The sequence below is a fragment of the Halopseudomonas sp. 4NH20-0008 genome, assembly GCF_057548395.1.
Window position 1 is genome coordinate 53,836 of the sequence record NZ_BAAJMD010000015.1, and the last position, 26,117, is coordinate 79,952.

The window sequence follows — 26,117 nt, forward strand, 5'->3', positions numbered from 1 at the left end:
AGGGGCAACACCAGGCTCTCGGTCATTTGCTGCATAGAGCCCACCCCAACCCGCCGGACCAAGGACGCCTCCATGCCCTTCGCCAACGAACGCCTCGCGGCCAACAAGGACCTGCTGGCGCAGCGCCCGGTGAAAACCGGCCTGCGCCAGACCCGCTTTACCTTCGACCCGCATCAGGTTCTGCAGCAACTGCAGAACCGCATCATCGGCCAGCAAGCGGCATTGCAAGCCATCGGCAACCTGTTGCAGGTCGTGCGCGCCGACATCAGCCCGGACAATCGTCCGCTGGGTGTTTGCCTGCTCATGGGCCCCACCGGCGTCGGCAAGACCGAAACCGCGCGGGTCCTGGCTGAACTGCTGCACGGCAACAGCGATGCCCTGTGCCGTATCGACATGAATACCCTGAGCCAGGAACACTACGCCTCGGCCCTGACCGGCGCACCACCGGGCTATGTCGGCAGCAAAGAGGGCCATACCCTGTTTGACGCTGACAAGATTCGCGGCAGCTACAGCAAGCCCGGTATCGTGTTGTTCGACGAGCTGGAAAAGGCCAGCACCGAGGTCATTCGCAGCCTGCTCAACGTCCTCGACAGCGGCCTGCTGACCTTGCCCGCCGGTAACAAGACCATCGACTTCCGCAACAGCCTGATCTTCCTCACCAGCAACCTCGGTGCGGCCGAGTTGGCCCAGTACCAAGGTCGTTTTCAACGTGGCTGGCGCGCGCTCGTGCAACCCAGTCAGAAAGCTGAATCGCGGATTCTCGAGGCCGCACTGAGCAAACGCTTTGACCCCGAGTTTATCAACCGTATCGACCATATCCTGCATTACCAGCGCCTGCCGGCAGGCGAGGCTGAACAGCTGCTGGACCTGGAACTGAACAAGCTGCGTCGCCGCCTGGCTGGCCAACAGGCCAGCCTGAGCATCAGCGGCGAGGCCAAGGATTATCTTTCCCGGGACTACGATCAGCGCTATGGCGCCCGTGATCTGGCCCGCCGGGTACGTCAGGAGCTGGCGCCGGCTGTGGCAGAAGCGCTACTGGCAGAACCGGATGCCAGCGCCTTTCATGCCGAGCTGCAAGCCGGCCGGATTCGGGTACAGGTTGGGCCTGACAACTACGTCAAATGACGTAGGCAGGGGTGTCATTTCACGAATGGTCGACCCGGGGTGCATCACCGATAGTGGAGGTGTTGTTTTAACCGACCCAACCGGCCCCCCGAGGAGTTGTGACCATGGCTGACACCATAATCAAGATTGACCTGACCAAGTCGCCCTACGAAAACGACAAGATTCACAACCGCTGGCACCCCGACATCCCCATGGTTGCCACGGTCAAACCCGGCGATGATTTCATCATCGAGTGCTACGACTGGACCGGTGGCCAGATCAAGAACGACGACTGCGCCGACGACGTGCGCGACGTTGATTTGTCCCAGGTGCATTTTCTCTCCGGCCCGATTGGTGTTGAAGGCTGCGAGCCCGGCGACCTGCTGGAAGTCGATATTCTCGATATCGGCACTTTTGCCGAAAGTCAGTGGGGCTTCAACGGCTTCTTCTCCAAGCAGAACGGCGGTGGCTTCCTGACTGAGCATTTCCCCGAGGCGCAAAAGTCGATCTGGGATTTCAACGGCATGTTCACCAAGTCCCGGCATATTCCCAATGTTGAATTCGCCGGCCTGATCCACCCCGGCCTGATCGGTTGCCTGCCCTCCAAGGAAATGCTCGACGAGTGGAACAAGCGCGAAACCGAGCTGTTCAACACCAACCCCGAGCGCGTACCCGGTCTGGTCAATCTGCCCTATGCCGATACGGCACACATGGGCCGCATGACCGGTGATGACGCCAAGAAAGCGGCTGCCGAAGGCGCCCGTACCGTACCACCACGTGAACATGGCGGTAACTGCGACATCAAGGATCTGTCCCGCGGTGCCAAGGTGTACTTCCCGGTTTACGTCAATGGCGGCGGCCTGTCGGTCGGCGACCTGCACTTCAGCCAGGGCGATGGCGAAATCACCTTCTGCGGCGCGATTGAAATGGCTGGCTGGATTCATATCCGCGTCAACCTGATCAAGGACGGCATGAGCAAGTACGGCATCAAGAACCCGATCTTCAAGCCCAGCGTGATCAAGCCGCGTTACGATGATTATGTGATCTTCGAAGGTATCTCGGTGGACGAGCAGGGCGAGCAGCACTACCTGGACGTGCACATTGCCTACCGTCAGGCCTGCTTGAACGCCATCGAATACATGACCAAGTTCGGCTACAGCAAGGCCCAGGCCTACGCGATTCTCGGCTGTGCGCCGGTAGAAGGGCATATCAGCGGCGTCGTCGATGTACCCAACGCCTGTGCCACCCTGTGGCTGCCCACCGGCATCTTCGACTTTGACATCAACCCGAATGCCAACGGCCCGACCAAGATTCCGGGCGGCAGCATGGATGTCCCATTGTCCAAGGATAAGGAGTAACCACCATGCCAGTGTATGACTACAAATGCCGCGACCACGGCCTGTTTTATGCCCTGGCAACCCTGGACGAATTTGATCAGCCGCAACCCTGCCCGGAGTGCGGCGATCTCTCGGCCAAGGTGATTCTGTTGCCAACCACCGTGTTCAAGGTCGATGACACTGAACGCAAAGCCCATGCCCGCAATGAAAAGGCCATTCACAGCCCGATCATGTCAACGCCTGATTACCGGGCCGAGGAGCAGGCCCGGCATGAGCACAAGCACGGCAAGGGGTGTGGTTGCGCCCACCAGAAGATCGGCAAATCAAAACTGTTCTGGACCGCCAACGGCGAGAAGATGTTTCCCTCGGCGCGGCCCTGGATGATCAGTCACTGACCGTGCAACAGGTCTATCGCAAGACACAAAGCCCCGCTATGCGGGGCTTTGTGTTTAGTCATCAAAAAAATGAATGCAATGTCATCAAGGAGGCTGTAGCACCGCTGCAATTTGAATTACCTCCATTTTGCTGCACCACTGGATAAGGCGGCCGCGCTTTCAAAGGTGGCAAAGGTGCTTACCTTGCTGGACAAGCACCTGAAAGGGAATGACTGGCTGGCAATGGACTGGCAGATCATCGCTGATAGCGCAACACCAAGAGGGGGATGTCGCAGACAACACGCTTTCAGCTTATGGTCTATATTGACTCTGTTGCGCAGCGGCTGTGACAGCGAGCCTATGCCTGATTCCAAAGCACATCCAACTAGAGCGGGAACAGGACGCGATGTATGAACCATAAAATCAGACAAGCCATCTCCGACCTGTTTGAACTCTCGGCGAGCACCAGTGACAACAAATGGCTTGCACTGGTGCTGGGTGAGTCCCTGGATCCCGTCATACATACGCCCGCCGATACCGCAGAAGTACGATCCTACCTGCAAGCCGCCGAACAGCTGATCGACAGAGAGTCCCGAGAGCTGATCAAGATTGAGTTGCAGGAAACGGTTGCCTTGGTGAGCGGTGCGACCACCGGCTCTACCTTTGTAACCCCTCGGACGCTCAAGGCCGTCAATCTGTTCAATGGCAAGGGCGATCATCAGGGCTTGCTCATTGCACTGTGCGTGACGCCCAAGCATGCCGCCGCTACCAAGGAAGAAACGCTGCCGCGCATCGCTCAGCTTGCCGAGCAATTCATTTCGTCGGGCACGTCTGAGGATCAGAGCCAGCAGGCACTCGAGCACAGTTTCAATATCAACCGCGCCATTTTGAACACCCTTTACGATGCTGTCCTTATGACCGATATTCAGGGGCGTATTCAGAGTGTGAATCCTGCGTTGGTGAGGATGTTCGGCTACCCTGAAACTGAACTGATCGGCGAGTACATCACCAAGCTGATGCCGCCAGAAGTAGCGCAACACCATCCTGGCTATATGCAGGCCCATGCAGAGGGTAAAACCTCTGGCAGGATCATGGGGAACCTCCGCGCAGTGCAGGGTCTCAGGGCCGATGGCACGCGTTTTACCTTACAGATTGCAATCACAGAAACCACGGTCGGATCCGAACGGTTGCTGGTTGCCGCCTTGCATGACATTACCGAAAGCGAAGAGGCCAGGCTAAACCTCAAGCGCTTTCGCAAGACCCTCGACAGCACACTGGATTGCGTTTTCATGTTTGATGCCGAGACGCTGCAGTTCTTCTATGTCAACCAAGGCGCGCTCGACCAGCTAGGCTATAGCCGGAGCGAGCTTCTAAAGCTGCACCCCTATGACGTCAAGCCGGCCTTTCCTGAGCCCGAATTCCGAAAAATGATCGCACCCTTGAAGGACGGCGAGGTTTCTCGGCTGAATTTTCAAACGGTGCATCGCCACAAGAGTGGCCGTGACTTGCCGGTCGATATCGCGTTGCAATACGTCAAGCTGGAAGACGAGCCAGCCCGGTTTATTGCTATTGTCAGGGATATTTCACAGCAAAAGCAGCATCAGGAAGAAATTGAGAAACTCGCTTACTTTGACCCGCTGACCAGGCTGCCGAACCGCAGCCTGATCGCCATGCGACTGGAAGCATGCCTGAAAAAATGTGCCGAGACCGGCTATTTTGGGGCAGTGATGCTAACCGACCTGGATGACTTCAAGACGATAAACGATACGCTGGGCCATCATGATGGTGATCAGCTGTTGGTGGAGATTTCTGACCGTTTTGCCCGTGTTCTGGGAGAGAAGGACTCGATCTCCCGATTGGGCGGCGATGAGTTCCTGGTGGTTATCAATACGACTCACAAGGACTACGACGCCGCACTTGAAGAGGTTGTTGCGACCGCGCAGCAGCTGCTGGCAGCCGCAGCGCTGCCATCCGACACGCTGGGCCATGGCCCGCCCATCTCTACCAGCCTCGGTTTCGTGCTGTTCAACAATGACGCCATCTCCCCCAGCGAGCTGATGCGGATGGCCGACATCGCCATGTATGACGCCAAGAAGAGGGGCAAGAACAAGTTCAGCCTGTTTGATGATGTGATGCAGAGCGAACTGATAGAGGAGCACCAGCTCACGGCCGATCTCAACAGGGCGTTGTTGGCAGGGGATGAGATCCTGCCCTGGTACCAGCCCAAGGTCGATCGCGACGGCAGGTTTGTCGGATTTGAGGCTCTGGCCCGGTGGCATCACCCCGAGCGCGGCTTGCTGAATCCGTTCAGTTTTATCGCATTGGCTGAAAAGAAGAATCTGATAGGGCCTCTGAGTGATCAGATACTGACCAGCGCATGTCGCCAGATGAGTAGCTGGCGTGAACAGTTCTCCATGGATGACTGGACCCTGTCGGTGAATATCAGCCAGAGTCAGCTGGCCAGGGCCGATTTCCCTGACAAGATAGCCAGTACCTTGGCACAAGCCGGCTTGCCCGCATCGGCACTGATGCTTGAGATCACTGAAAGCGTCATTGCCGAGAACATTGAGGCGAGTATCAAGCAGATGCAGCGCCTGCGTGCCATCGGCGTGCGCTTTTCCCTGGATGATTTCGGCACCGGTTACTCGTCCCTGTCCTATATTCGCCAATTGCCAATTGATGAACTCAAGATAGACATCAGCTTTGTTAGAACACTGCTGACCAATGCCGAAACCCGATCAATAGTCGAGGTTATCCTGCTGTTGGCGGATGCACTGGAACTGAACGTGATTGCCGAGGGCATAGAAGATCCGGAGCAACTGCAAGCGCTGTTGGCCCTGGGCTGCAGTGGTTTTCAGGGCTACCTGTTTAGCCGTCCCCAGCCGCCAGAGGTGATCTTTGACGCGCTGCAGGCCGGTTACCGGTAAATCCGCGACGTCCGCAGCAAAAGTCCAGGATGCTTTATTACCCCTTTTCAGCATCCTTGTTCGGCATTGTCATCTCTAGACATGGGTAAAAACAAGAAATGGGGACAGATTTATTTGCTAGTCATCTATTGCTGGCTATGCGGGGCTTGCTTGGGCCACATCTTGTAGCTTCGGTTTGGGCTATAAAAACTGGGCTCTAACTGATTTAGCGGTTGGTAACTCGTCAGAATCAAGAATTTCCTTGATGGCTTGGGATAGCAGAATAAGTTTTTGATGGCTGACCTTGTCCATGGCAACTCCAACAGTTTCTGTTATGCCGTTGCAGAGGTATCCCAGTGGACCTCTATAATTGCCGGACACAGTCAGTTCAGGCGAGGAGAGCGCAGTGTCGTTACTGACAATTGAGATCTCAGATCTCAGTTCTACAGCGGCTATAACATCTGCAGACCAGATGCCGGATATCACTCGAAAAACGGCTTGGGAGTTAGTCATATTGATGTGGATCACCGCATCGTAGTCAGAGGGCGGTGCTTCCAGCTCTGGGCTGACAAGGTCAACCTGTTCAACCAGTTGCCCGACGGCCTCATGAGCCAGCTTTACAAAGCTCTCTCTGACGTCGTATGGAAAGACATAGCCGCTGCAACTGGGAGATAATGCTCCAGCCGTTCCTTCTAGACTTTCCGAGGACACCATGAGTGCATAGCGCCCCGGTCGCTTGATACCGTCCTGATTGATCAGCTGACTGGATACAGGTGTGATGGACGTAACAGGTGTGTGAGTACAACCTGTTATGGCGAAGAGAATGAACAGCCAACAAACGGGTACAGCGAGTAAGCGACATCTCATTAGCGTTTCCCTGCTTTGCTTCTGGCGTATACGTGTCGCTTCAGCGGACGTGTGAAAAAGGCATTGTTCCAACTTGCTTATCGAATGCCACCCTGCCGCGAAGGTGCCGCTAGCTGGAACCTCTTCTAACGCAAGGTTGGGCAATCCGGTCTTGTACTTCGTGATACTGCATTTATTTGTGATGACTGCCAAGCGTCGGCTGATGGAAAAGCCGGGGTCTGATGAACACAGCTATTGCTCAGTCCCTGGTTTCAAGCCGTATTTATACGAATTCGTAGGGCGGCAGCCCGACCCAGTCGGGCTTATAACGCTAGCCTCTTCGATCAGGCTGGCTGTTGCGGTCCTGCTTCAATTCCCGCGATAGGTCGAATACCCGTAAGGGCTGAGCAGCAAGGGAATGTGGTAATGCGCGACCTCGCCGTCGATTTCAACGATCACCGGCACTTCCGGGAAGAAGGTCTTTTGATTCTGCGCGGCAAACCAGTCGCCGGTTTTGAAGGTCACCTTGTAGGTGCCGCTTTGCAGGTTTTGGTCAGCCGGGTACAGGGCGGGAATGCGTCCCTGTTGATTGGTCACGGCTTCACCCAACGGCTGCCAGTGCTGGCCCTGTAACTGCTCCAGTGTGACCCGGACGTCAGCCGAGGGCAGGCCGCTTTCCAGATTGAGGACATGCACGCTGAGCGGATTGTCGGCGGCCAGGGTCAATCCGGCGGCGCAGCTGAGAGCCAGTGCCAGGCTGTAACGGGTGATGGATTTCATGGTTTTTCCTCTGTGTTATCGGGTTTGGGTTATCTGTTCGATGGCGGTGACGGCGCAGGCTTGATCAAACTGAGCACCGCCGGCACCGGCCACACCAATGGCGCCGACCACTTCGTTATCCACTATCACAGGTACCCCGCCGCCGAGCAGCAGGAGTTCATCCAGTGTGGTCAGGTTGGCTGCAGTGGGATTAATGCTGGCCCGTTCAGCGAGTACGCTGGTGGCGGTCTTGGTGGATAAAGCGGTGAAGGCTTTGCGTTGTGCGGCAAGGGTATTGTGCGGGCCGACATTGTCATCCCGCAGCAGCACTATGAGCTGGCCAGCCCGGTCGACCACCGCAACCACGGCCGTGCGTTGTTGCGCATGGCAGGCGTCCAGGGTGGCCTGGGCCAGCGCGCTGCCGAGTTGCAAGGTCAGATCACGGCGTTCCGCCAGCTTGAGCGGTTCGGCTGCTGCCAGTGGGGCTGCCATGGCAGACAGGCTGAGGACAAGGAGTCCGAGTACTACAGGTCGGTGCGGCATGGGCTGTTCTCCGGGTGTGTGAATACCGGTACAGCCTGCCTTGATGCACCCGTCACCCGGATTGCCGCGAGATTACGTTTTTGTAATGGGCAGTGTTGCGCTTTGGCTCTACTCTAGCTGGGTATCGGGAGAGAACATCATGCGTATTCTGGTTGTGGAAGATGAGCGCAAGGCGGCGGACTATTTGCACAAGGGACTGGGTGAGTCGGGTTATCACGTGTCGGTCGCCCTGAATGGTCTGGACGCTCGGCACCTGATTGAAGAGGATGAGTTTGATCTGATCATTCTGGATGTGATGCTGCCGGGCATGGATGGCTGGCAACTGATCAAGCTGATCCGCAGCCGCAGTGCCACGCCGGTACTCTTTCTGACTGCCCGGGACAGCGTTGCAGACCGGGTCAAGGGGCTGGAATCGGGGGCCGATGATTACTTGGTCAAACCTTTCTCCTATGCGGAGTTGCTGGCGCGGGTGCGCAGTCTGTTGCGCCGGGCGCCGGTCCGTGAGGCCGAGCGCTACCGGCTGGCCGATCTGGAGGTGGATGTGCTGCGCCGTCAGGTCAAGCGCGGCGCAGAACGGGTGCTGCTGACCAACAAGGAGTTTGCCCTGCTGCAGTTGTTGATCAGCCATCCGGGCGAGGTCATGTCGCGCAGCCGGATTGCCTCGGAGGTCTGGCATATCAACTTTGACAGTGATACCAACGTGGTGGATGTGGCCATCCGGCGCCTGCGGGCGAAGCTGGATGATCCCTTCCAGCACAAGCTGGTGCATACCGTGCGCGGCATGGGCTACAAGCTGGACCTGCAGGCATGACTGCCTTGTTCCGCTCACTGAGTGTGCGCCTGGGCCTTGGCTTTGCCCTGCTCGGTACGCTGCTGATGGGAGTCGTGGGCGTCTACCTGTATCAGTCGCTGCTGAGTGAAGTGGCCCTGCGCGATGACCAGGCCCTGCTCGGACGCCTTGAGCGGGTGCAACTGCTGCTGCAGGGCAGTCCTGACCTGGATGAGCCGACCAACCGTCCCGAGCTGTACGCCAATATGCTGGGCAACACCCAGCACTTTCTCTGGGTACTGGACCCGGACGGGCGTGCACTGGTCAGTATCAACCCTACCGATCTGCCCAGACCCCGGCTGGATGCCGCCGAGCAACCCCGCTTTCACCAGGACAGCGACCAGACCTACCGTCTGGTGGTCCAGCGGATAGTGGTCAATCAACGCCCCTTGACGCTGATTGCCGGGCATCTGCTGGCCGAGCGGCAACAGATGCTCGGAGCCTATCGCATAAACCTGATAACGGCCCTGAGTGTTGGCAGTGTGCTGAGCTTTCTGTTGGGTTTCTGGTTAAGCCAGCGCGGTTTGAGGTCCCTGAGGCATCTGGCGCAGCAAGCCGGTGCCATTGACAGTGACAGCCTGCATCAACGCTTGCACACGCCCACCCGGTATACCGAACTTGATGCTCTGGTAGGCAGTTTCAATCAGGCGCTGGCACGACTGGAGGAGGGTTTTGAGCAACTGAACCGGTTTTCTGCTGACCTGGCCCATGAGATGCGCACCCCGCTCAATAACCTGATCGGGCAGACCCAGCAATCGCTGAGTCGTGTGCGGCCGATAGAGCAATACGAGCAGCTGCTTGAGTCCAACCTTGAAGAGTTCGAGCGCTTGTCGCGGATGATCGACAGCCTGCTGTTTCTGGCCCGGTCGGTGCAGCCCCAGCAGCGCATCAACACGCAACCAACTGATCTGGCCGTGCTGGTTGATCGACTCTGTGCCTATTTCGAGGGGATGGCCGAGGATCGCCAGTTGCAGTTGCTCAACAGCTGTAGCCACAGTCTGGAGGTCGAGCCTGAGATGCTGACCCGCGCCCTGGCCAATCTGCTGGCCAATGCCATCCGTCATGCGGATGCTGGCAGCGAGATCAGACTGACAAGCCAGCATGACGAGGCTGAAATCAGGGTCAGTGTGTTCAACCACGGACCGGCCATCGACGCGCAGCACCTGCCCAGGTTGTTTGAGCGCTTTTATCGGGCAGACGCCTCACGCAGTCAACCGGGCGACACCGGCGGTCTGGGGTTGGCCATCGTCGCGGCGGTGATGCAGCGGCACGGCGGTCGCGTCAGCGTCAGTAACGAAGAGAATGGCGTACGCTTCACTCTGCATTTCCCCGCCACAGTGCGCACATGACAATCTTGTAATGCCTGCGTCATGCTGGCGTGGGTGAGCAGACCCTAACCTGTTCCTGTCAGACGGTGGCGTCCCGCTACCGTGTATCAACCGAACAGGATGACAGTATGAAAAAGCTCATTACCGCCGTTTTTTGTCTCGTTGTATTGGCTGCTTCTGTTGCTCAGGCTGAAGATGGCAGCACCCGTCTGCGTGAGTTTCATCAAAATCTGCATCAAGACCTGCAGCCCACATCAGGCCCGGTTGCAGCCACTGAGCTGTAACAAGCGCGGCGCATAAACCACAGCGCATGGCAGGTGTGCAGGCTTTGCCTGGTCATGCGCCAGCCCTGGCTAAAGGGTGTTCTTGTAGATCACGCCCTGCTTGATGATCAATCGAAAGTTCTCCTGCGGGCTGGCTATCAGGCTCAGGTCCTCGGTCGGGTCGCCTTCAACCAGCAGCAGGTCGGCAATCGCCCCTTCCTTGATCACGCCCAGTGGCGCGGGCAGGGGATAGCGGGGGCCTGACAGGCTCATCAGCGCACCGTTGTTGCCGGTGGCAATCTGCAGGACTTCGCCGGGGCTGTACCAGCGCTGCATGGATACCAGCAGGGCATTTTGGTTCTCACCGAGACTGCCGGTGCCGAGCATGTCGGTGCCAAAGGCGACCTTGATATTGTACTTGCGCGCCAATTCAAAGGCCCGGTCGGTGCCCTGCTGAACCATTTGCTGCTTGAGGCGGGCGGCACCGATTTGGCGGTTGGACAGTTCATTATCGATAAAGGGCTGCAGGCTCCACCAGGCGTCCTTTTCTGCCATTAAGCGGACGGTATCCTCATCCACCAACTGGCCATGCTCGATACTGCGTACCCCGGCTTCCAGCGCCATGGTCACGGCCCGCGAGGTGTAGGCATGCACGGCGACGTAGGTGCCCCAGTTTTCTGCGGCCTGCACAGCGGCGCGCAATTCTTCAGGGGTGTATTGGGTGACATCCAGCGGGTCATAAAGCGACGATACCCCGCCACCGGCCATGAGTTTGATCTGCGTGGCACCGAGCATCAGTTGCTCGCGCACCCGCTTCAGTACCGCATCGGAACCATCGGCAATCGCCGTCACGCCGACCCGGTCGGTGTAATTAAGGGGGGCGTTGGCAGCCTGGGGGACTTCATGGGGTAAACGGAAATCGCCATGACCGCCGGTCTGGGACACCATGGCGCCGGAGGGAAAGATACGCGGGCCCACCACCAGCCCTTCTTCAATGGCGCGGCGCAAACCGAAGGACGGACCACCCATATCCCTTACTGAAGTAAAGCCGCGCATCAATGTGGCATCGGCCACGCGGCCAGCGAGCAGGTGGATATAGGCAATATCGGCGGTCATGGCACTGACCGAGGTCGGGCTGGCCAGGGTGGAATGCCAGTGGGCATCAATCAGCCCCGGCATCAGGGTGCGGCCGCCGCCATCGATGACCATCAGGTTGTCATCGGCTGCGGGGGTGATAGCGGCGCGGCTGATCTGTTCTATCAGTCCGTTGCGCACCAGTACCTGCATCGGCGCGTTGCTGCGCTGGGCCGAGGTGCCGTCGAATACATAGACGTTCTGCAGCAGCATGTCCTGCGGCACAGGGCGTGTGGCATGGCTGGCCAGGGGAAGCAGCAGGCTGGTACAGAGCATTAGCAAGGTGGTCAGGCGCATCATGGTCAGACTCCCGAGGGGGCAGGGTGGTTAGGTGATTCTAGTCTGTGTTCGTGACGGACGGGGTAACGGTGGTGTGCTGATGTAACACGTTGGACAGAATCCTTACGAAAGCGGGGATAAGCGTGTAATGGAAAATGACCGTTGATAGGCTTGAGTCACCTGAGCCTTTGCGTAGGAAACGTAGACAAGACAAAAGCTCTGAAGAGGACATTCAGTGCTTTTACCAGTCTGGTTGAAAACCCAGGTACTCAAACAGTTCATTGTTTGCCTGCGCATACAGCGATTCAAGTGTGTTCAGGTCTTGTTGAGTAATGTCTGAGGGGTACGTCCTGCTGTTTTTGATTTCCATCAGGCGCTGTTGTGGCACGTCCTGATAGGGCACCCCGAGAAAGTCATGGCAGGTTTTAACCACAGCGGCGCTGTCATTCTTAAGCTGGTTAAAGCCCAGCACCAGTACGTTGGCCCAACCAAAACAGGTCACATAGCGTTCGATCTGTTCCCTGTAGAACCCTCGACGCAGCAGGCTGGGTTCCTCGTCGCTGGCACCTGATTCGATCAAGGCCATTTCCAGCCTGATGTAGTCGGAAAAGGACGGACAGGGGCCGTTGAAGAAAATCCGTTTGATCGGGCTGTCATCGCGACCCTGTTCATCGATGGCGATGCTGCGTGGAACGCGACCCTCTTCGTTCCACTGGCGGTACATGTTCCAGGCTGAATAGGCCCTTGCAATGGGTTCCCTGAGGATAATGATGATCTTCAGATCGGGGTTGTAGGCCTTCAGGCGTTCAGGGACCTTTTCCCGATACAGGTAGCTGGGCGAGGCTTCGAAGTAGTTGACGTCTTTAACCTTGTCCTTGCGGCGCAGAAAATGACCTTCGTACCAGCGGTTGCCCTTGCTGAAGTTATCGTCACGATCAAAAAAATGGATTTCCTTGGGCGTTGATCCACAGAGGTTTTCAGACTCGTTGAGATAACTGAAAAGCGATGATGTGCCGCTCTTTTGCGCGCCAACGATAATAAAGTCTGGACGATGGCCACCGCGAAGCATGGATTGAATTTTTTTCTTTAAACGCATTTCAAATAAGCCGCCCATGATTGGCTGGGTTTATCAACGCACAAGGCCAGTGCTGATTTTGATGAGGGGCATGATTCGGCGTGTCAACGATCAGCCCCTGGCGGTCCAGGCTTACTTGCACAAGAACGCCATGAAAACGCCCGCTACAAGGGAAAGGGCGCCGCCAATAATGAAATACATGGTTTCATCGGTAAAACGTCCAGTAAAGGTTTCGGTCAGCTGTTCACCGAGGGATTGAGAGGACTGGTAGCCGAAATAAAGCAGTAGTATGCCGAGTGCGATCAGTACGATCCCAACCAGCTTCTGACTTCCCATGGTGTTTCTCCGTTTTTATTGTTGACGTGCGTTGTGCTGCGTTACGTTGTCATCCGCAACGAGTGTAACGCAGTATTGCATGCCTGTTCTGCGCCGATCAGCTTTGTTGCGGGCAATGTCCCGCCATGGCGCTGTGCGGATCTGCTGCTTATGCTGAGAACAGGTACTGACATGGGATCGGCAATGGCGAGTTTCACTGACAGACTCAATACCCTAGCAAATCATCTATGGGCCTTGACGCCTCAGAGCAGAAGGCCAGTCAGTTGCGCTGAGGTCAGATTGGTAGCGCACCGTGGTGCGCATGGTCAGGGTCCCGACGGACAGGTGCTGGAAAATACCCTTGAAGCCTTTGAGCTGTGCTTGGAAATGGGTGTCTGGGGCGCGGAAATGGATATCCATCTGACCCGCGACGGTGAGCCGGTAGTGCACCATGATGCGCATTGTGGCCGGCTCTTCAACCGGCCGGATATCGTCATTGCCGAGACCAACTTCCGCGACTTGCGTCTGGCTGTGCCGCAGATTCCGCATCTGGATGAGGTGTTGCAGCTGAATGCCGGGCGCATGCATCTGATGTTGGAAATCAAGGAGTCCTGGCGCCAGCGCTCAAGCCTGCCTCAACGCATCACCCCCTGGCTTGCATCCCTCACGCCCGGTGACGACTACCACCTGCTCAGTCTGGTGCCTGACCATCTGGAAGGGTTCAGGGATATTCCGCGCGCCGCCTTTGTCGATGTGGCTGAAGCCAACACCGGGGCAATTCTCAGGCAGAACCGCGAACTGGGTCACGGCGCCATGGCGGGCTCCTTTGCGCTGATGGGGGCCGGCTGCTTGCGGCAATTGCGTGAGGAGGGGCGGCAGGTAGGGACCGGACTGGTCGAGAACAGTTATGTGCTCAACCGCGAGGTGCACCGAGGGGTGGACTGGGTGTTTACCGATAACATACTGACGCTGCTCCCGGATTCGACGCCCGGCAAAGGGTGATCAGTACGAAACATTTCGATGCATGCACAGCTGAACCCTGGGCCCGGGATCCAGTCTGACTTGCATGCCTTCACATGATCCCTCTTCGCTGCCTGCGCTGCTCACCGGACCGATCCTGCGACGCCTTGAGCCCTCACGCCTGCTTGTCTGGCTGGTGGTCAGTCGGCCGCTTTCATTGACGCTGCATCTGCAGCGAGGTGAGCTGGATCAGGCCGTTGCCATTGAGCCGGATGGACCCTTCTGCCAGTCGCTGCCCATTGGCCGGCATGCCCATGTCTACCTGCTGGACATAACACTCGATGAGCCGTTACCGCTGGATACGCTGATCGAGTACGACCTGTGCTGGGTCGAGTCGGGCGAACAGCAGTGCATTGCCAGTGCGCTGCCACACCTGCTTTATCCCGGTCGAGATAAAGCCGCTTTCATGATAGCCAGCAGCAATAGTCAGTTGTTGCATGGCTCCTGCCGCAAACCTCATGCGCCTTGCGCCGATGGGCTGGTGCGTGCCGATGCCTGGTTGGCCGAACGGCTCGACCAGCCTGAGCAGCGCCCGGCCTGGCTGTTGATGACCGGCGATCAGGTCTATGTGGACGATGTGGCAGGTCCGATGCTGCATGCCGTACATCAGCTGGTTGAATGCCTGGGGTTGTTTGATGAGCGGCTCGACGGGGCCACCGTCGCTGACAGTCAGGCGCTGTATCAGAGTGCCGAGAACTACTATCAACGTGTGCAACTGCTGCCTGATATCCCGGTGAATCTGCCCTTGCGTGAACGCTTCTTTGGCGGGGTGAAGAAGCCGGTTTTTACCTCGGCTAATGCGCAGAATCATCTGATCACCCTGGCCGAGATGTTGGCCATGTATCTGCTGGTATGGTCACCGGTGCCCTGGCGGCTGCTTGACCTGACGCCGTCCGCACTCAGTCAGGCGCATGCTCAACGCTATGTCCGGGAAAAGACTGCGATCGAGGGCTTTGTTAAGGGTTTACCGCAGGTAGCCCGCCTTATGGCCCATCTACCTAGCCTGATGATCTTCGATGACCATGATGTAACCGATGACTGGAACCTGACAGCAGACTGGGAAAGCACCGCCTATGGTCATCCCTTTTCCAAGCGCATTATCGGTAACGCACTGCTCGGATATCTGCTCTGTCAGGGCTGGGGTAATGCGCCGCATAAGGTGGATGCGCCACTACAGCAGCTTGCCGACCTGCTAATAGCCGCTCGCGAACAGGGCGGCTGGCTGGACAAGACCGCCCAGGATGCCTGTATCAATACGGCACTGGGCTTTCATGGCTGGTCCTATGAGGTGGCCGGGCAGCCCCATCTGCTGGTGCTGGATACCCGCACTCAACGCTGGCGCAACAGCAGCCGGCCGGCCCGGCCTTCAGGTCTGATGGACTGGGAAGCCCTGAGTGAGATGCAGCAGAAGCTGCTGGATAAGAACGCGGTGATTATTGTCTCGCCGGCCCCCATGTTCGGTGTGAAGCTGATCGAGGGTATCCAGAAGCTGTTCACTCTGCTGGGTAAACCCTTGCTGGTCGATGCGGAAAACTGGATGGCGCATCGCGGTGCGGCCAGCGTCATGTTGAATATCTTCCGGCATTCGCGCACACCGACCAATTTCGTGGTGCTGTCCGGTGATGTGCATTATTCCTTTATGTATGACGTGACCATCCGTCACCGTAACCAGGCGCCGGGGATCTTTCAGATCACCAGCAGCGGATTGAAAAACAGCTTTCCGGAAACCCTGTTGAACCTGTTTGATCGGCTGAACCGCTGGCTTTATGCGCCATGGTCGCCGCTGAACTGGCTGACCAAGCGGCGGCGCATGCGTGTCACCCCGCGCGATCCGGATCGGGCCAAGGCCGGTGAGCGACTCTGGAACGGCAGTGGGGTAGGTCTGGTGCGCCTGGATAACAGCGGGCAGCCGGTTGAGGTCAAGCAGCTGGATGCGCGGGGCTTTGAGGTCTCTTTCCTGCCGCGCAGCTAATCGGCTTTTTCACTGCCTTTGTTGAGTAACGCGCCCAGGCCTTCAAACGCCTTGTGTGTCGCCTGCTTGACCTTGGGTGTGGCGGTGGAGGCGTCGCTGAAGTATTGCTGGTCGGTGTAGCGGGCATGTTCGTTGTCGTGGCAGAACAGGCACAGCAGCTCCCAGTTGGAACCGTCTTCCGGGTTGTTATCGTGGTTGTGATCGCGGTGATGCACGGTCAATTCGCTGACCCGCTTGCCGCTGAATTCGCGGGCGCAACGACCACAGACCCAGGGGTACATCTTCAGGGCTTTTTCGCGGTAGCCCTGTTCGCGGCTCTGCGCGGTACTGTGTTTGCTCATGGCCGATCTCCGGTGTTGTCTAGACCTTAGTGTAGCGCGAGGGCTTTATTTCAGCTGGCCAATCCAGATGGTGTGTTTGGCGCCCCGATTACCATGGGCGTACACCTGTACTTCATCGGCCTTGAATCCGGCCTTGGCCAGGCGTTGGGCGAATGGCCGGTCAGCGCTGGCAGACCAGACCGCCAGCAACCCGCCCGGGCGCAGGGCTTTGGCACAGGTGCTCAGGCCTTCAAGCGAGTAGAGCCAGCTGTTGGCGCTGTGGGTCAGACCTTCGGGACCGTTGTCGACATCCAGCATGATAGCGTCATAGCCACGGGGTTCATCGCGCAGGATGTGCGCAACATCGCGGTTCAGTACCTGGGCTCGCGGATCGGCCAACGGGTGTCCGGCCTTGGCGCCCAGTGCGCCACGGTTCCATTCGATCACGCCTGGTACCAGTTCGGCGACCTGCACTTCGGCATCCGGGCCGAGGTGTTGCAAGGCCGAGGCCAGAGTAAATCCCATGCCCAATCCGCCGATCAATACCCGTGCGCCGGGCCGGGCGGCAATCTGTTTGCAGGGGATCTCGGCCAGCGCATCTTCCGAGCCGTGCATACGGGTATTCATCAGCTGCCCACCCTTGCCGCCCTCCAGCTTGATGACCAGATCGTCGCCATACTCAAACAGGCAGAGCGCACCGCCGTTGTTGGGGATGGGGGCGGTATCGAGCAGAACAAAGCGTTTCATGGGGCTCTCGCATGGGGCGTGAACCGGCATTATGCCTGAGCGCGGCGCAGGCTTCCCGTGCTTGTTGTCCATCATTCACGCGCTTGCTGACGCGCCACTGACATGGACAGGTCGGCGCACGACAGAGGACACTGTGACCAGGTTACTGTTTCTGATTTTGCCAAGGACTGACCATGACATCCGCAAGCGCTAACGATATTGTGCTGGCCGCCAACCACGGCCCCACCTGTGTGTTGACCCTGAACCGTCCGGACAAGCGCAATGCGCTGGAAACCGCGACCTACATTCTGATGAACCGCTACCTTGACGAAGCGTTGGCAGACCCGCAGATCGCCAATATTGTGCTCTGTGGTGCGGGTAACTTCTTTTGCTCGGGCGGTGATCTGCTGTCGCTCGAAACCCGTGCGGCACTGCCGGTGGCCGAACGGGCGGCACTGATCCAGAAGTTGCATGATCTGGTGATCAGGCTGAAATTTTCATCCAAACCGGTGATTGCCGCGATAGAGGGCGGCGCCGCCGGTGCCGGGGCCTCACTGGCCTTTGCTGCGGATCTGATCGTGGCGGCCGAGGGCAGCTATATTTCCATGGCCTATGTGAAGGCGGGTCTGGTCCCGGATGGCGGTGGTTCGGCTTTTCTCGCGCACGCGCTGCCGCATCAACTGGCTGCAGAAATCGCATTGTTTGGCGGCCGCTTGCCGATCGAGCGCTTTGCCGCCGCCGGGGTGGTGAACCGTATCGTACCCGCGGGTAACGCCTTGGCTACTGCACTGGAACTGGGCCAACAACTGGCCGAGGGCGCCCGTGAGTCGCAGGCGGCGATTCTCTCCTTGCTGCACGGTCCGGACCGGGAGAGTTTCGAGCGCCAACTGGATGCTGAAAAACACCTGATGGCCATCGCTCTCGGTTCAGCCGAAGCGGCTGAGGGCATTGCTGCGTTCAAGGAAAAGCGCACACCTGCTTTTTCACGGCTGGCAGGGTAAGCTCGGCGCATCGGATCAGGGGCGGGGAGCGGGCAATGAACCAGGGATTGGATGACAACATCGCGGCGCCAGCTCGCAGCGGCCCCGGGGCTTTTTTGCAGGCACTGCAGGGTGCCGGGGTGTTCTTCCTGGTCGGCCCCTTTGTCGCTTTTGTGCTGGTCTTCGGGGTGCTGATGTTCTCGGTGATTCTGGCCCTGAAGGCCAGTGAGCTGTGGTTTATCCTGGCGCTGTTATTGGGCAGCTATGTGTTTGGAGGCATGCCAGCCGCCGTTACCGGCTTTTGCCATGCCTTGCTGGCCCGTTATGTTGGATGGCGTTGGGCGCTGCTGTTGTCTCTGCCAATGGGCGCGTTCTCGTCCTGGTTGTTGTTGCGCCAGCTATTTCAGGTGAATCTGGTTGTGGTTGGCGGGCTTGGCTGTGTTGCGACGCTGGTCTCGGCCTGGGTCCTGGCAAGGCGGGTCAGAAACCGCGCCTGATCGGAACCTATACCCCATGCTGAAGGCAGTCACTCTGCTCAGTGGCTGCGCTGACGCAGCAAAACGATATCCTTGGCTGGTATCTCGCACTGCCAGCCGTAGCGTTCGGCGATCACCGCAAAGGTCGTCGGACGATAGAACACCACATGGGTAGGGTCGCGCCGGTAATGCCAGGTTGCAAACTGGGCGTCATCGGTCTGGAACAGGGTCATGATCGCCAGCCAGCCATTCGGTCGCAGCAACTGGTCAAAGCGCGCAAACTCCTCAGCCGGTCGGTGAAAGTGCTCAACCACCTCGGTGCAGGTAATAAAGTCGTAGTGCTTGAGCAGTGCGTCAGCATCGCAGGGAAACAGCGGGTCATACAGCGCCATGTTGTGTCCGGCCTGCGTCAGCATATCGGCCAAGGCGGGGCCGGGTCCGCAGCCATAGTCCAGGCCTGCCAGGCCGGGCTGCAGTTTCTCGCACAAGGGGTCGGCCAGGCGCGCCAGAAAGCGTCGATAACCGGGGTCGCTTACCTCGTTGCGGTGGGTGCGGTAATGGGCGTGTTCGGTTGCCGCAACGGGGAGTTGTGCCGGGTCAAGAAAGGTTGCTTCGCAGTGTGGGCAGCGCCAGTAGTCGCGCCCCTCTACCTGGATGAAGGGGACCGTGAGGTGGTGCAGGCAGACGGGGCAGGACACGTCGTTCTCCGAATCAGGACTCACAGGTTGTAATTGACCAGTTCACGGGCGATCAACAGTCGCTGGATCTCGCTGGTGCCTTCGTAGATCTGGGTAATACGCGCATCGCGATACAGGCGTTCGACTGGATAATCCTGCAGATAGCCATAGCCGCCGTGGATCTGGATTGCCTGGGAGCAGACTTTTTCCGCCACTTCGCTGGCATACAACTTGGCCTGTGACGCCTCGGACAGGCAGGGTTGACCGGCGGTCTTCAGGCGGGCCGCGTGCAGAATCAGGAGACGGGTCGCATTCAGGCGGGTGTGCATGTCGGCGAGCATGTTGCCGATGCTCTGGTGCTCGGTCAGGGCGACACCAAACTGGGTGCGTTCGCGGGCGTAGCGCAGGGCGGCTTCAAAGGCGGCGCGGGCAATGCCCAGGGCCTGGGCGGCAATGCCGATGCGGCCACCTTCGAGGTTGGACAGGGCAATCGACAGGCCCTTGCCACGCGGACCCAGCAGGTTGGCCTCGGGAATACGGCAGTTATCCAGACTGATGGCACAGGTGTCAGAGCCGCGAATCCCGAGCTTGTGTTCCATGCGCTCGACGCGGAAGCCGGGGTTGTCGGTCGGCACCAGAAAGGCCGACAGGCCGCGTTTGCCCAGATCCGGATCGGTCACAGCAAAGACAATCGCCAGGCCCGCGCGCTTGCCGTTGCTGACAAACTGCTTGGCGCCATTGAGTATCCATTCGCCGTTCTCCAGTACCGCGCGGGTGCGCAGGTTATGCGCCTCGGAGCCGGCCTGGGGTTCGGTCAGGCAAAAGCAGCCAATGGTCTGGCCGCTAGCCAGTTCGGCCAGCCAGCGCTCCTGTTGTGCGGCGTTGCCGTATTTCAGCAGCGGGCCGCAACCGACCGAGTTGTGCACACTCATCAAGGCGCCGGTGGCACCGCAGCCGGCAGACACCTCTTCAACCGCCAGCGCATAGGCGACGTAGTCCAGATAACTGCCGCCCTGTTCTTCGGGCACGATCATGCCGAGCAGGCCCAGCTCGCCCATCTGCTGCACGGTAGCATCGGCAATCCAGCCGGATTGATCCCACTCGGCGGCATGCGGTGCCAGTTCGGCCTGGGCGAATTGCCGGGCCATGTCGCGGATCATGCGCTGGTCTTCGCTGAGTTCGATATCCTGCATTCAAAGTCCCTCGAAAAAGCCGGCGACGCGGGCCGGATCGAGTTGATCAATCTGTGCCGGGTTCCAGCGTGGCTGCTTGTCCTTGTCGACCAGCAGGGCGCGGACGCCCTCCATGATGTCGCCTGCAGCAAACCATTGGCTGTCCAGATGCAGCTCCATGGCAAAGCACGCAGCCAGGGTGCTCTGACGGCCACGACGCAGCAGTTCCAGGGTTACCGCCAGCGCTAAGGGTGAACGCTGCTCCAGTGTTGTCAGGGTGCTGTTGGCCCAGTCGCGGTAGGACGGGTCGGTTTCCTCGCGCAGGGACTGGCATATTTCGCCTAGCGTCCGGTGCTGGAAGTGCTGGTCAATCACCCCTTGCAGGGCTTTGAGCTCACCGCTGGGCAACGCTTTGTGCGGCATATCGCGCAGCAGCTGTTCCAGCGATTGCTGGTCCCAGTCGAAGCTATCCAGATGCTCATCCAGCAGCGCGATCTGTTCGCTTGGCAGGCAATGATCGGCCAGCCCGGCATACAGGGCATCGGCGCTGGTCAGGTGGTTGCCGGTCAGGCCCAGATAAGTACCCAGTTCACCGGGCAGGCGCGACAGGAAATAGCTGCCGCCCACATCGGGAAAATAGCCAATGCCGGTTTCCGGCATACCCAGGCGTGAACGCTCGGTGATAATGCGTAGCTTGGCGGCCTGCGCCAGTCCCATGCCGCCACCCAGTACGTAGCCGTCCATCAGTGCGACTACAGGTTTGGGATAGGTATGCAGGCATTGGTCGAGGGCGTACTCCTCGGTGAAAAAGCGCATCACACTGGCAGTGTCGCCTGCCAGTTGCAGGTCATACAGGGTGCGGATGTCACCGCCGGCGCAAAAGGCTCGCTCGCCAGCACCCCGTAACACTACAGCGCGTACCGCGTTGTCATTCGCCCAGCGATCAAGCTGCTGCTGCAACTGGCGGATCATGTCGATATTCAGGGCATTCAGGCCGGCCGGCCGGTTCAGGACTAGATGGCCAATATGGTTGCGTACGTCAACGATGATGCTTTGTTCGCTCATTCATTCTCTCCATTGCAGAGCTTGATGATGGCAGAAAAGTCCAGATGACCGTTACCCTGGCTACAGAAGGTTTGATACAGCTGGTGTGCTAGCGCGCCCATGGCGACGGGTTGTCCGGCCTGCTGGGCGGCGGTGGTTGCCAGCCCCAGATCCTTGAGCATCAGGCTGCTGCCAAAGCCGCCGCTGTAGTCGCGTGCGGCGGGTACGTTTTCCATCACACCGGGGTAGGGGTTGTAGGTGTCCGAGCTCCAGCAGCGGCCGCTGGAACTGTTGAGGATGCCGGCCAGCACCTTGGGTTCCATGCCCAGCGAGACACCCAGATTCATGGCCTCGGCGGTGCCGAGCATGCTGATCGCCAGCAGCATGTTGTTGGCCACCTTGGCGACCTGACCGTTACCGCTGGGACCGCAGTGCACGATATTCCGGCCCATGGCCTGGAGTACCGGCAGGGCGACATCGACATCCGCTGCCGCGCCGCCGACCATAAAGGTCAGGGTGCCAGCTGCCGCGCCGCCGGTGCCGCCGGAGACCGGTGCATCCAGCATGCGGTTGCCCTGCGTAAGCGCCAGGGCAGAGACCTCGCGGGCGCTCATGGGGTCGATGGTCGAGCTGTCGATCAGCACTACACTGGGGGCGACATGGGCAAGCAGCCCGGCATCCCCCAGATAGACCCCTTTCACGTGCTGTGCGGCCGGCAACATGCTGATGATCAGCTCGGGCGTACGTCTGGCCAGCTCGGCAACACTGCCCGCGCTGCTTGCTCCGGCCTCAACCAGTGCCGCAACAGAGGCTGCAGACAGGTCAAACACAGTCAGTTGATGCCCGGCCTTGAGCAGGTTCAGGGCCATGGGTGCGCCCATGTTGCCGAGTCCGATAAAACCGATATGCATGGCGCGGTTCTCCTGTAATTCTTGTTTTCGGATACGTGCACCAGCATACAGTCAAACTGGTCTGCACATAGATGGCATGCAGGCCAGAAGAGGGTCAATAAGCGCCAGTCTCGGCGCACGGCTTGTCTCGGTGCCTGCTGCGGTTTAAGAAATACGCTCTGAGCCTGTGCTGGAACGCCCTCGTCCAGCGGGTCTGCAAGCCAGAGCAATGCCAAACAACGCCAGCACGATGTGTAAAAAGGCTGCCAGGCCAACCACCAGATGTTTGACGTTGTTACCCCATACCGACAGAAAATCCCATTTGTGCAGATAGCCAAAAATCCAGCCTTCAAAACGGTCGGCATCATCAACCCGCGCGGCCAGGGCTCCGTCCAGCGGGTCGATGAACAGGGCGGTGTTGGCCGCATCCGGGTACTGGCTTTTGAATGCCGGCAAGCGCTTGAAGACAAAACCGTAGTCATGGTCAAAGCGCTGTTGGATGGCGGGTTGGCTACCGTCAGCCAGATCCAGCTGAGCCGCGTAAAAGTCGAGACGTTCGCGGGCATAACGCCGTGGTGTGTCATCGGCCATAGGCTGACCGTCGGCATCCAGATAATGCAGGCTGTTCATCATGCCGAACTGGTTGCCCTGCACGCGCCAGACCGGCTTGTCATCGACCATGATCAGGCTGAGCTGATGCAGGCTTTCTCCGGCCAGCAGCCAGCCAGGGTTGGGTGCTGTGACCAAATCGTTGACTGAAAACTCAGCCACGAAGTCAGCCGGGTAAGGCACCGTGCGCTCCTTGTGCAGCAGATGCAGGGCGCCGCTGCTGGCAAAACTCAGGGTCGCCAGTGCCAGGCCCAATCCGGCCCAGCCATGCACGCGGCGCAGCGTGCCGGGATGCCGCTTACGCGCTACAAACAGGCCCAGGCCCATCAGGGTGGCGGCCAGAATCGACGCCAACAGTAACAGCATCAGTAGCGGCCGCAGCGGCCCGGCTGCTTCCAGCCAGCCAAAGCGGTGCAGGGTCATGAAAAACCCACTGAACCAGGCCTTGCGCTGATCGACCAGCGTGCCAAGCCGGTCATGGTAAGGATCCAGATACAGGCGCAGTTGGTTATCGCGCTGGGTCTCAATGCGGGCCACCGGCAGCAGGCGATTGATAAAGGCGTACTCGTTGCTGAACTGCACCTGCAGGCCGGCAAAGCTCAGCGCCTCGTCGGTGCCCAGATAATGCCGGGCCAGTGCTTCGGTGTGCGTTGCCAGCAGATCAACTTCATGGCCCGTGCGCGCATGCCAGTAGCGCGGCGTGCTCTGAGCATCCACCCGTGCCTGATAGTAGGGTTCGTCGGCCAGTTGCATCAGGCGCAGGCCGTTAACCCGCTCAATCCCCGCCCCGGCCAGGATACGGCCAGGGGGGAGAAGGTTATCCAGCGGCAAGGCGGCTTGGGGTGGTGCCATGGCGGTGGGGCGGGGCTGCAGAAAACTCATCACAGGATGCAGCATGCCGCTGCCTGCCCAGCTAAAAATCCCCAGACAGGCCAGCAGGGCCAGCCGCCGATGCCAGGGCATCAGCCGCATCAGCCGCTGCCGCCAGGTGGGTGTACGAACACCCGTCATGGCGGCCTGGCTCATAGACGCCACTCCAGACCGGCAAACAGTCCGCGTCCGTCACCGGGCAGGAACTGCGCACTGTCGGCACCCAGGGCATCGGCGATCACGCCGGTGGTGGCGATATAGTGACGGTCGGATAGGTTACGGCCCTCGACGAAAAAGCCAAGCCCTTGCGTCGGGCGGAAGCCGGCCTTCAGGCCCCATATGGCATAGCCCTCGGCAAACAGACTGGCGGCATGGTCCACGGCATATCGGCTGGGTACCCACTCAACTGTGGGTCCGGCATACCAGCCAGCGTCCTGCCACAGTGCTTCGCCCTTGAGAAAATGCCGTGGTACGCCCGCCAGCCGGTTGTTGCCGTAGACCGGATCATCCTCAAAGCGAAAGTCGTTGAGCAGATATTGTCCGCGCAATACCACTTGGCCAAGGGTGTAGGCACCGCCTAGCTCAATCCCCTGATGCAGGGTTTTATCGGCATTGACCGTGCCCTGCGGTTGACCGCTGGCATCGTTGAGGGCCAGCAACTCATCGCGGATCTGGCTGCGGTACAGCGCCAGATCCAGCTCTATATTGCCGCGACTCAGGCGCATGCCGATTTCCAGCGTGGTGGCGCGCTGGGCGTCATTGGCGCTGATCACCTGGCCGCCGGTCAGCTCGCTGAAGGTCGGTGGCTCCATGCTCTGGCTGATATTGCCGAACAGCTGGATGTCATCGGTCAGATCATGTCGCAGACCGAGCCGGCCCAGTTCACCCCGGTAGGTTTTGCTGAAGGACTCATCCTGCGGTACGCAGACCGCCGTGACAAAGGCATTGCAGCGCAGGCGGTCATTGACATCCCGCTCCTGACGCAGCGCCGCCAGCCCGGCAAACAGGGCCCAGCGTTCGGCGACGGGCACTTCCAGTTCGGCAAAGGCATTCAGATTGCTGGCGGACTGACGCAGGTGATTGACCTGTTGGCCCTTTTGGCCGCTCTGGTTGACAAAGCGTTGATCGGTATTGCGTCCTTCCAGTGCTTCTACGCCCATACTCCAGCGCCAGCCAGCGTCGTTGGCCCAGCGGTGGGTCAGGCGCAGGCCCATGTCTTCGCTATCGACATCGAGTACCTGGAATATCGGATGAAACAGGGATTTATCGCTGTAAAAACTGCTTAGCTCAAGACTGTGCGCCGCATTGATCTGAAGCACGCTGATGTTACCCAGCCGATTCAGGATAAAGTCGCGGCGGTTGTCGTTGGTCACGCTGCCGGGATTGGCCTGGCGTGGATCGTCTCTTAACTGCGCCTTGGTCAAGTTGCCCGGCAGGGCCGAGTCGGTATCGACATGGGTCAGGTAAAACCGGGTGGCAATGCGGTCAGTGAGACGCCCACCCAGATTGGCGAACAGGCGCTGGTTCTCCTGCTGGGCATGCTGGCGATAGCCGTCCTGTTCGGAATGCGACAGGCTGACAAAACCGTCCCAGTTGCCAAGGTCCTGGGCCAAGGCCGCATGCAGGCGTCGATAACCAAAACTGCCACCCTCCAGGCGTAGATCGGCTGGTCTGGCGGTCTTGCCGGTCGGGGTAATGAAGTTGACTGCGCCACCCAGGTTGGTCGCGCCATAGCGCCAGGCATTGGCGCCGCGTAGCACCTGAACATGGTCCGCTGCCAGCGGTTCGATACTTTGAAAGTCAAAGCTGCCGTCGGCCAGGTTGACCGGTGCGCCGTCCTGCATCAGCAACAGACCACGACCGTGAAAGGTGCGCTGCAGGCCTGAGCCGCGAATGGAAATGCGCGCCTCCTCGGCACCGAAGCGGGGCTGGACAAAGACGCCGGTCGCCAGTCCCAGAGCATCCTGCAGGGTGCTGCTACGGCCGGTTTTGTAGGTCTCGGCATCTACCACCGTGGCGCCACCCGGGATGCGCGCAAAGCTCTCGCGCGTGTCCAGCAGGCTGGGTGCGGTAGGGTCGGCTTGACGCGTTGCCGTGACGGTTTGGTCAGGCAGCGTGATCTGTTCGGTCACTGGCTGAGCCTGAACTGTGCCAACGAGTGCAGTAAATATGGACAGAGCCAGCAGGCTCGGTTGGTTAAGATAGCGCATAATTATTCCCTTGATCGCCTGCATAGGCCGGTGCACAGGCCCGGCCGTTGCGGCGCAAA

At 59.1% G+C, this 26,117-nt stretch carries 25 protein-coding genes; 11 read left to right on the top strand and 14 right to left on the bottom strand.

The features are described 5' to 3' along the window. Window positions 1-72 precede the first annotated feature (72 nt). The 4 genes from AC27HQ_RS14395 to AC27HQ_RS14410 all read left to right on the top strand — a co-directional run bounded on the left by AC27HQ_RS14395 (window position 73) and on the right by AC27HQ_RS14410 (window position 5,742). Complete coding sequence (locus tag AC27HQ_RS14395; protein WP_487156885.1) at window positions 73-1,125, top strand: AAA family ATPase; 1,053 nt, start codon at window positions 73-75, stop codon at window positions 1,123-1,125. A gap of 104 nt (window positions 1,126-1,229) precedes the next feature. Next, the gene (gene fmdA / locus AC27HQ_RS14400) at window positions 1,230-2,462 is read left to right on the top strand and encodes a formamidase (RefSeq protein ID WP_487156886.1); all 1,233 of its coding nucleotides are present in this window, start codon (window positions 1,230-1,232) and stop codon (window positions 2,460-2,462) included. Between the two features lie 5 nt (window positions 2,463-2,467). Continuing rightward, a complete protein-coding gene (locus AC27HQ_RS14405; protein ID WP_487156887.1) occupies window positions 2,468-2,836 on the top strand; it encodes an FmdB family zinc ribbon protein in 369 nt (122 codons plus the stop codon). A gap of 389 nt (window positions 2,837-3,225) precedes the next feature. Continuing rightward, a complete protein-coding gene (locus AC27HQ_RS14410; protein WP_487156888.1) occupies window positions 3,226-5,742 on the top strand; it encodes a putative bifunctional diguanylate cyclase/phosphodiesterase in 2,517 nt (838 codons plus the stop codon). 180 nt (window positions 5,743-5,922) lie between these two features. Here AC27HQ_RS14410 and AC27HQ_RS14415 read toward each other — a convergent pair whose 3' ends face one another. The 3 genes from AC27HQ_RS14415 to AC27HQ_RS14425 all read right to left on the bottom strand — a co-directional run bounded on the left by AC27HQ_RS14415 (window position 5,923) and on the right by AC27HQ_RS14425 (window position 7,869). Continuing rightward, window positions 5,923-6,588, bottom strand: a complete 666-nt coding sequence (locus AC27HQ_RS14415; RefSeq protein ID WP_487156889.1) for a hypothetical protein — start codon at window positions 6,586-6,588, stop codon at window positions 5,923-5,925. A gap of 348 nt (window positions 6,589-6,936) precedes the next feature. Then, on the bottom strand, window positions 6,937-7,347 hold the full coding sequence (gene uraH / locus AC27HQ_RS14420) for a hydroxyisourate hydrolase (RefSeq protein WP_487156890.1): 411 nt from the start codon (window positions 7,345-7,347) through the stop codon (window positions 6,937-6,939). A 15-nt stretch (window positions 7,348-7,362) separates the two neighbouring features. Beyond that, a complete protein-coding gene (locus tag AC27HQ_RS14425) occupies window positions 7,363-7,869 on the bottom strand; it encodes a GlcG/HbpS family heme-binding protein (RefSeq protein WP_487156891.1) in 507 nt (168 codons plus the stop codon). Window positions 7,870-8,008: 139 nt separating this feature from the next. On the opposite strand from AC27HQ_RS14425, the gene AC27HQ_RS14430 reads away from it, so the two are divergent. From AC27HQ_RS14430 to AC27HQ_RS14440, 3 genes are all read left to right on the top strand, one after another. Beyond that, window positions 8,009-8,680 (top strand): heavy metal response regulator transcription factor, encoded by a 672-nt coding sequence (locus tag AC27HQ_RS14430; protein ID WP_487156892.1) that lies wholly within the window; start codon window positions 8,009-8,011, stop codon window positions 8,678-8,680. After that, the gene (locus tag AC27HQ_RS14435; RefSeq protein WP_487156893.1) at window positions 8,677-10,047 is read left to right on the top strand and encodes a heavy metal sensor histidine kinase; all 1,371 of its coding nucleotides are present in this window, start codon (window positions 8,677-8,679) and stop codon (window positions 10,045-10,047) included. Before AC27HQ_RS14430 ends, AC27HQ_RS14435 begins: the two co-directional genes overlap by 4 nt. A gap of 107 nt (window positions 10,048-10,154) precedes the next feature. Then, entirely contained in the window at window positions 10,155-10,310 is a 156-nt protein-coding gene (locus AC27HQ_RS14440; RefSeq protein WP_487156894.1) for a hypothetical protein, read from the top strand. A 69-nt stretch (window positions 10,311-10,379) separates the two neighbouring features. Here AC27HQ_RS14440 and AC27HQ_RS14445 read toward each other — a convergent pair whose 3' ends face one another. The 3 genes from AC27HQ_RS14445 to AC27HQ_RS14455 all read right to left on the bottom strand — a co-directional run bounded on the left by AC27HQ_RS14445 (window position 10,380) and on the right by AC27HQ_RS14455 (window position 13,113). Further along, window positions 10,380-11,723: a metal-dependent hydrolase family protein gene (locus AC27HQ_RS14445; RefSeq protein ID WP_487156895.1), complete on the bottom strand. Its 1,344-nt coding sequence runs from the start codon at window positions 11,721-11,723 to the stop codon at window positions 10,380-10,382. Window positions 11,724-11,943: 220 nt separating this feature from the next. After that, a complete protein-coding gene (locus AC27HQ_RS14450) occupies window positions 11,944-12,771 on the bottom strand; it encodes a sulfotransferase domain-containing protein (protein ID WP_487156896.1) in 828 nt (275 codons plus the stop codon). 138 nt (window positions 12,772-12,909) lie between these two features. Continuing rightward, a complete protein-coding gene (locus AC27HQ_RS14455) occupies window positions 12,910-13,113 on the bottom strand; it encodes a DUF3185 family protein (protein ID WP_487156897.1) in 204 nt (67 codons plus the stop codon). 279 nt (window positions 13,114-13,392) lie between these two features. Between AC27HQ_RS14455 and AC27HQ_RS14460 the strand changes: the two genes are divergently transcribed. Next, window positions 13,393-14,094 (top strand): glycerophosphodiester phosphodiesterase, encoded by a 702-nt coding sequence (locus AC27HQ_RS14460; RefSeq protein ID WP_487156898.1) that lies wholly within the window; start codon window positions 13,393-13,395, stop codon window positions 14,092-14,094. A 64-nt stretch (window positions 14,095-14,158) separates the two neighbouring features. Further along, window positions 14,159-16,084, top strand: coding sequence for an alkaline phosphatase D family protein (locus AC27HQ_RS14465; RefSeq protein WP_487156899.1), 1,926 nt, complete (start codon window positions 14,159-14,161; stop codon window positions 16,082-16,084). On the opposite strand, the gene AC27HQ_RS14470 is transcribed toward AC27HQ_RS14465, so the two are convergent. Then, window positions 16,081-16,425 (bottom strand): YajD family HNH nuclease, encoded by a 345-nt coding sequence (locus tag AC27HQ_RS14470; protein ID WP_487156900.1) that lies wholly within the window; start codon window positions 16,423-16,425, stop codon window positions 16,081-16,083. The genes AC27HQ_RS14465 and AC27HQ_RS14470 overlap by 4 nt on opposite strands. A 45-nt stretch (window positions 16,426-16,470) precedes the next feature. Further along, window positions 16,471-17,151 (bottom strand): spermidine synthase, encoded by a 681-nt coding sequence (locus AC27HQ_RS14475; protein ID WP_487156901.1) that lies wholly within the window; start codon window positions 17,149-17,151, stop codon window positions 16,471-16,473. 173 nt (window positions 17,152-17,324) lie between these two features. Between AC27HQ_RS14475 and AC27HQ_RS14480 the strand changes: the two genes are divergently transcribed. Together AC27HQ_RS14480 and AC27HQ_RS14485 are read left to right on the top strand one after the other, a co-directional pair. Continuing rightward, window positions 17,325-18,131: an enoyl-CoA hydratase-related protein gene (locus AC27HQ_RS14480; protein ID WP_487156902.1), complete on the top strand. Its 807-nt coding sequence runs from the start codon at window positions 17,325-17,327 to the stop codon at window positions 18,129-18,131. Window positions 18,132-18,166: 35 nt separating this feature from the next. Continuing rightward, window positions 18,167-18,607 carry a hypothetical protein gene (locus tag AC27HQ_RS14485; protein ID WP_487156903.1) on the top strand — a complete coding sequence of 147 codons (441 nt, stop codon included), beginning with the start codon at window positions 18,167-18,169 and terminating at the stop codon, window positions 18,605-18,607. 38 nt (window positions 18,608-18,645) lie between these two features. Here AC27HQ_RS14485 and AC27HQ_RS14490 read toward each other — a convergent pair whose 3' ends face one another. The 6 genes from AC27HQ_RS14490 to AC27HQ_RS14515 form a co-directional block, all read right to left on the bottom strand. Continuing rightward, the gene (locus AC27HQ_RS14490; RefSeq protein WP_487156904.1) at window positions 18,646-19,284 is read right to left on the bottom strand and encodes a class I SAM-dependent methyltransferase; all 639 of its coding nucleotides are present in this window, start codon (window positions 19,282-19,284) and stop codon (window positions 18,646-18,648) included. Window positions 19,285-19,304: 20 nt separating this feature from the next. After that, window positions 19,305-20,456 (bottom strand): acyl-CoA dehydrogenase family protein, encoded by a 1,152-nt coding sequence (locus tag AC27HQ_RS14495; RefSeq protein WP_487156905.1) that lies wholly within the window; start codon window positions 20,454-20,456, stop codon window positions 19,305-19,307. After that, on the bottom strand, window positions 20,457-21,500 hold the full coding sequence (locus tag AC27HQ_RS14500) for an enoyl-CoA hydratase/isomerase family protein (RefSeq protein WP_487156906.1): 1,044 nt from the start codon (window positions 21,498-21,500) through the stop codon (window positions 20,457-20,459). Continuing rightward, window positions 21,497-22,390, bottom strand: a complete 894-nt coding sequence (mmsB, locus tag AC27HQ_RS14505) for a 3-hydroxyisobutyrate dehydrogenase (protein ID WP_487156907.1) — start codon at window positions 22,388-22,390, stop codon at window positions 21,497-21,499. Before mmsB ends, AC27HQ_RS14500 begins: the two co-directional genes overlap by 4 nt. 144 nt (window positions 22,391-22,534) lie before the next feature. Continuing rightward, on the bottom strand, window positions 22,535-24,004 hold the full coding sequence (locus tag AC27HQ_RS14510; RefSeq protein WP_487156908.1) for a hypothetical protein: 1,470 nt from the start codon (window positions 24,002-24,004) through the stop codon (window positions 22,535-22,537). Then, the gene (locus tag AC27HQ_RS14515) at window positions 24,001-26,058 is read right to left on the bottom strand and encodes a TonB-dependent receptor family protein (RefSeq protein WP_487156909.1); all 2,058 of its coding nucleotides are present in this window, start codon (window positions 26,056-26,058) and stop codon (window positions 24,001-24,003) included. The genes AC27HQ_RS14510 and AC27HQ_RS14515 overlap by 4 nt, the downstream gene beginning before the upstream one ends. Window positions 26,059-26,117: the final 59 nt, after the last annotated feature.